Here is a 6,000-nt window from a genome sequence, read left to right as displayed (position 1 = left end):
TGAAGCCCCGCCGGGATGATGGCTCCGGCGGGGCTTCGGGCGTGTGGGTCAGGCGGTGCGGACGAGCTCCGGGCGGAGGAGCGTCGGGCGCGGGGCGGGGGCGAGGGTTAGGAGGTCTAGGCCGGCTACGCCGTAGCGTAGGAGGACTAGGCGGGCTACCTCGGCGCTGACGCCCAGGGGGCGGGAGACGGCGACCGCGCCGGCCTTGCGGGAGGTTTCTTCGGCTCGGTCGGGGAGGACGCCGGGGGCCAGGAAGAAGGAGCCGACTGCTACGTGGCGGCGGCCTTCCAGGCGCCATTGGAGGACTGCTTCGGCTGGGCTCGGGGTGGCTGCGGTGGTGAAGGCAGCGGTGACCGGGAGCTTGTGGCGTTGGCCCCAAAGGCGCGCCAGCCGGGTGACGGCTGCGTTGGCCTGGGCGTCGCTGGAGCCGGCGCAAGCCAGGACGAGGGCGTCGAGTTCACGCACCCGGCCGTCCTTGAGTTCGGCGCGCATCCGGCGGTCGAGGACGTCGAGCAGGGTGTCGTCGTACCCGAGCACGTCGGAGGCGATGATCCGCAGGTCCGGGAACCGGCTGCGCGCCTCGTCGATGACGGCCGGGATGTCGGTCCGCGCGTGGAACGCGGTCGACAGCAGCAACGGCAGCACCACGACCTCCTCGACGCCCTCGGCGGCGAGTTTCCCGATCACCTGGTACGGCGTCGGCGGGCAGTGGTCGAGGAAGGAGGCTTCGATCCGCAGGTCGTCCCGCATCTCGCGCAGGCAGGCCACGAGCGAGTGGACGGTGGCGGCCGATCGCGGATCGCGGCTGCCGTGGGCGAGGACTACGAGCGCTGGTGCGGTCACAGCAGTTCCCCTTCTTCGTCGTCGATCATTCCGGCCGCCAGCGTCCACCCGTCGTGGGCGTCGATCAGCAGGAACGATCCGGTGATGTTGTTGCTGGAGTACGGGTCAGCGGCCAGCGGTGCGGCGATTTTGAGCTGCACCTTGCCGATGTCGTTGAGTTCGAGCCCGGTGGCGTCGATGACTCCGAGCGTGTCCAGGTCGAGCGCACCGTTGATCTTGGTGACGATCGCCTGGGCAGTGGTGGTGGTGTGCTTGATCAGCAGCCGGGCGCCCACGGTCAGCGGGCGTTCCGACAGCCAGCACAGGGTGGCCGACAGCTCCCGGCGGGTGCCGGGGGAGGAGTCGGCCGCGACGATGACCGATCCGCGGGCGACGTCGAGGTCGTCCGCGAGCCGGACGGTGACGGCTTCACCGGCGACCGCGGACGGCCGCTCGGCGACCGCGGTACCGGTCGCGCTGATGACTGCGCGGTCGATACCGGAGACCGACGTACGCCGGCCTGCCGGCAGCACGATCACCTGGTCGCCGACAGAAACGGTGCCCGAGGCAACGGTCCCGGTGTAGCCGCGGTAGTCGCGGTACTCGTCGTCCGTCTGCGGCCGGATCACGTACTGCACCGGGAACCGCAGCGGCCGGGCCGAGATGTCGTCGCGACCGGTCGCGCTCTCCAGGTACTCGAGCAGCGTCGGGCCGTCGTACCAGGTGGTCGAAGCGGACTGCTCCACGACGTTGTCGCCGACGAGCGCCGAGACCGGGATCGCCTGGACGTCGCTGATGTCGAGCTGGTCAGCCAGCTGCGACACATCCTTCGCGATTCCCTTGAAGACAGCCTCGTCGTACCCGACCAGGTCGATCTTGTTGACCGCCAGGACGACGTGCGGCACCCGGAGCAGGCCCGCGACGGCGAGATGCCGCCGGGTCTGCTCCAGTACACCGTGCCGCGCGTCGACCAGGATGATGACGACATCGGCCGTCGACGCTCCGGTGACCGTGTTCCGGGTGTACTGCACGTGCCCGGGGCAGTCGGCCAGGATGAACGAGCGCTTGTCGGTCGCGAAGTACCGGTAGGCGACGTCGATCGTGATGCCCTGCTCGCGCTCGGCCCGTAGACCGTCGGTGAGCAACGCGAAGTCGAAGTCACCGCCGCGGGCCTCGGAGACCGTCTGAACGTGCGCGATCTGGTCGGCGAGGATCGCCTTGCAGTCGTGCAGCAGCCGGCCGACCAAGGTGGACTTGCCGTCGTCGACCGAACCCGCCGTGGCGAGCCGGAGCAGTTGCCGCTGGAACGGGGTGCTCATCAGAAGTACCCCTCTCGTTTGCGGTCTTCCATGGCGGCCTCGCTGGCCCTGTCGTCGGCGCGGGTGGCGCCGCGCTCGGTGATCTCGCTGGCCGCGACCTCGATCACGACCTCCGCCGGGGTGGTCGCGGTGGACGCGACCGCTCCGGTGCAGGACATGTCGCCGACGGTCCGGTACCGGACCAGCCGCTTGCCGACCTCTTCACCGGCGCGCGGCTGGGAGTAGGGGCCGACGGCAAGCAACATGCCGTCGCGCTCGAACACGTCCCGCTCGTGCGCGTAGTAGATGCTCGGCAGCGGGATCTCTTCGCGCTCGATGTAGTTCCAGATGTCCAGCTCGGTCCAGTTGGACAGCGGGAACACCCGGACGTGCTCGCCCGGCTTGTGCTTGCCGTTGTAGAGCGACCACAGCTCGGGCCGCTGGTTGCGCGGATCCCACTGCCCGAACTCGTCGCGCAGGCTGTAGATCCGCTCCTTGGCCCGGGCCCGCTCCTCGTCGCGGCGACCGCCGCCGAAGACCGCGTCGAACCGGTGCCCGTTGATTGCATCGAGCAACGGAATGGTCTGCAGCTGGTTCCGGGTGCCGTCCGAGCGCTCCCGCAGCCGGCCGTCGGCGAGGTAGTCCTCGACCTTCGCAACCTCGAGCCGCAGCCCCAGAGCCGCGACGGTTGCGTCCCGGTACTCCAGTACTTCGGTGAAGTTGTGCCCGGTATCGACGTGCAGCAAGGTGAACGGCACCCCCGCCGGCGCGAACGCCTTCCGCGCCAGGTGCAGCATGACGATCGAGTCCTTGCCGCCGGAGAAGAGAATCACCGGCCGCTCGAACTCGGCCGCCACCTCACGGAAGACGAAGATCGACTCGCTCTCCAGCGCGTCCAGCTCGGTCACGGTGCGTGGAGGCAGTGCTGTCGCGGTCATCGGGCCTCCCGGCCTGGACTGAGGAGTGGAGGGAGCGAAGCGACCGGAGGGACGAGGGAAGGCCGGGAGTTCAGCCCGATGACCCGCCGTGCCGCAGGCGCGGCCAATAGCAGAGTCATGTGTGCAACCCGCATTCGATCTTGCCCTGGCCGGCCCAGCGGCCACTGCGCGGGTCCTCGCCCGGCGCGACCTGCTTGGTGCACGGCTGGCAGCCGATCGACGGGTAGCCGTCGTACTGCAGCAAGTTCACGAGTACGCCGTTGTCGCTGATGTACCCGTCGAGGTCTTCCTGGGTCCACGGCGCGAGCGGGTTGAGCTTGACCATGTCGCGCTTCTCGTCGTACTCCACGACCTGCGTGTTGGCCCGGGTCGGTGCCTCTTCGCGGCGTACGCCGGTCACCCAGGCCTTGTAGCCCGAGAGCACCCGGTTGAGTGGCTCGACCTTGCGCAGCGCGCAGCACTTGTCGGGCTCGCGAGCGAACAGATCCTTCCCGTACTCCGCGTCCTGCTCCGCGACGGTCTGCTTCGGCGTCGCGTTGATGAGGTTGATAGGCAGGGTCGCGGCGACCGCGTCCCGGGTGCCGATCGTCTCGGCGAAGTGGTAGCCGGTGTCGAGGAACAGGACGTCGACGCCAGGCGCCGCCTCGGCCGCCAGGTGGGGGAGTGCTCCGTCGGCCATCGACGCGGTGACCACCAGCTCGTTACCGAACGTCTCCCGCGCCCACGCCAGCACCTCCAGCGCCGAGGCGTCGGCTAGTCGTTCGTTCGCCTCCTCGGCGAGCGTCTTCAAGTCGGTACTCATTCCACCGTCACCCGCAGTCCGATCATCTTGAGCTGGAACACCCGTGCACAGGGCCGGCACTCCCAGGCGCCGTGCCCTTCCTCAGAAGGACGCAAGTCCTCGTCACCGCAGTACGGGCAGTACAACGGCGCTGCTCGCTCACTCATCGGTGTCCTCGCTTCGCTGCGGTACCGATGAGTGAGCGATGGCTGCTGTGCTGGATTGTGAACTCGCTACGCTCCTTCACTGCAAAGCTCCTTCCTCGGCACGGACGACCCACTGGGCGAAGCGCTCTCCCTCGGACCGCTCTTTCAGGTAGTTCTGGGTGATCCGCTCGACGTAGTCGGCGAGCCCCTCGGAGGTGACCTTGTGGCCGCGAAGCTTGCGGCCGAAGCCGGCGTCCAGCCCGAGCCCGCCACCGAGGTGGACCTGGTAGCCGGGTACCTGCTTGCCCTCGGCATCGAGTACCAGCTGGCCCTTGAGGCCGATGTCGGCGACCTGGATCCGGGCGCAGGAGTTCGGGCAGCCGTTCACGTTCACCGTGATCGGTACGTCGAGATCGGGGATCCGCTCCTCGAGCTCGTCGATCAGCTCGGCGGCCCGGGCCTTGGTCTCGACGATCGCCAGCTTGCAGAACTCGATGCCGGTGCAGGCCATCGTGTTCCGCCGCCAGGCCGACGGCCGGGCCTGGAAGCCGAGGCCGTCCAGCGCGGAGACCAGCGACTCGACCTTCGACTCCTCGACGTCGAGCACGATGAACTTCTGCTGCGCGGTGGTCCGGATCCGGTCCGACCCGTGCGCCGCGACGACGTCGGCGACCTTGGCGAGAGCGCTCCCCGAGACCCGCCCGACGACGGGCGCCACGCCCACGTAGTACCGGCCGTCCTTCTGCTTGTGGACGCCGACATGGTCGCCCTGGACCGCGGGGATCTCCGGTGCGGGTCCGTCGACGAGCTTGTAGCCGAGGTACTTGTCGCTCTCGAGGATCTCGCGGAACTTGTCCATGCCCCAGTCGGCGACCAGGTACTTCAACCGCGCCCGGGTCCGCAGCCGGCGGTACCCGTAGTCGCGGAAGATCCCGACGACGCCCTTCCAGACCAGGTGTACTTCGTCCAGCGGGACCCACGCCCCGACGCGCTGAGCGAGCATCGGGTTGGTGGACAGGCCGCCGCCGACCCAGAGGTCGAAGCCGGGGCCGTGCTCGGGGTGGACGACGCCGACGAAGCTGATGTCGTTGACCTCCGGCACCACGTCGTGCGACGGGTGACCGGTCATCGCGGTCTTGAACTTGCGTGGCAGGTTGGAGAACTCGCTGCTGCCGATGTACCGCTCGACGATGTCGTCGATGGCCGGCGTCGGATCGATGATCTCGTCCGCGGCGATCCCGGCGACCGGGCTGGAGATGATCACCCGCGGGACGTCACCACAGGCTTCGGTCGTGTAGAGGCCGACGGCTTCGAGCTTCTGCCAGATCGCCGGGATGTCCTCGACCCGGATCCAGTGCAGCTGGATGTTCTGCCGGTCGGTGATGTCGGCGGTGTCGCGGGCGTAGGTGCTGGACACCTCCGCGATCACCCGGAGCTGCTCGGCGCTCAGCTGGCCGCCTTCGATCCGGACCCGGAGCATGAAGTACTTGTCGTCCAGCTCCTCCGGCTCCAGGGTGGCCGTCTTGCCGCCGTCGATGCCGGGCTTGCGCTGGGTGTAGAGCCCCCACCAGCGGAACCGGCCCCGCAGGTCGGCCGGGTCGATCGAGTCGAACCCGCGGTGGGCATAGATGTTCTCGATCCGGGCCCGGACGTTCAGGCCGTCGTCGTTCTTCTTGTTCTCTTCGTTCTTGTTCAGGGGCTCGCGATAGCCGAGCGCCCACTGGCCCTCGCCCTTCCCCTTGCGGGGGCGGGGGGCCTTCTTGGCCGGTGTGGCTTGCTGTGGGGAGGAGACGCCAGTCATCCGGAACGGTGTCCTTGTCCTAGAGACAGGTGCGTCCGCGTGAGGCTAGCTCGAAGCGTCGTCGATTCGATCTGGTCTGCGCGGTGCGCACCCAGCAGATGTTTCGAGCGGGGTGGCTGTCAGAGCATCGAAGGACGACAGATGGCGCTGCGCATGCGACCGAGGTCGACGTGAATCCGACCTACGAGATGAGTCGAGCGGGCAGCGAGCATGC

General features: G+C 68.5%; 6 protein-coding genes. All 6 read right to left on the bottom strand.

Going from position 1 to position 6,000, the window contains the following annotated elements; translation table 11 throughout:
- Positions 1-48 precede the first annotated feature (48 nt).
- Positions 49-843 (bottom strand): sirohydrochlorin chelatase, encoded by a 795-nt coding sequence (locus ABD116_RS20310; protein ID WP_343972236.1) that lies wholly within the window; start codon positions 841-843, stop codon positions 49-51.
- Positions 840-2,141, bottom strand: coding sequence for a sulfate adenylyltransferase subunit 1 (locus tag ABD116_RS20305; protein WP_343972233.1), 1,302 nt, complete (start codon positions 2,139-2,141; stop codon positions 840-842). Before ABD116_RS20305 ends, ABD116_RS20310 begins: the two co-directional genes overlap by 4 nt.
- Entirely contained in the window at positions 2,141-3,058 is a 918-nt protein-coding gene (cysD, locus tag ABD116_RS20300) for a sulfate adenylyltransferase subunit CysD (RefSeq protein WP_343972230.1), read from the bottom strand. Before cysD ends, ABD116_RS20305 begins: the two co-directional genes overlap by 1 nt.
- A gap of 115 nt (positions 3,059-3,173) precedes the next feature.
- On the bottom strand, positions 3,174-3,860 hold the full coding sequence (locus ABD116_RS20295) for a phosphoadenylyl-sulfate reductase (RefSeq protein ID WP_343972227.1): 687 nt from the start codon (positions 3,858-3,860) through the stop codon (positions 3,174-3,176).
- Positions 3,857-4,006, bottom strand: coding sequence for a hypothetical protein (locus ABD116_RS20290; protein ID WP_166665480.1), 150 nt, complete (start codon positions 4,004-4,006; stop codon positions 3,857-3,859). Before ABD116_RS20290 ends, ABD116_RS20295 begins: the two co-directional genes overlap by 4 nt.
- Positions 4,007-4,082: 76 nt before the next feature.
- A complete protein-coding gene (locus ABD116_RS20285; RefSeq protein WP_343972214.1) occupies positions 4,083-5,786 on the bottom strand; it encodes a nitrite/sulfite reductase in 1,704 nt (567 codons plus the stop codon).
- Positions 5,787-6,000: the final 214 nt, after the last annotated feature.

Source organism: Kribbella koreensis (genome assembly GCF_039525325.1).
GTDB classification, from domain to species: Bacteria; Actinomycetota; Actinomycetes; order Propionibacteriales; family Kribbellaceae; genus Kribbella; species Kribbella koreensis.
This window is presented reverse-complemented; position numbering and strand designations above follow the sequence as displayed.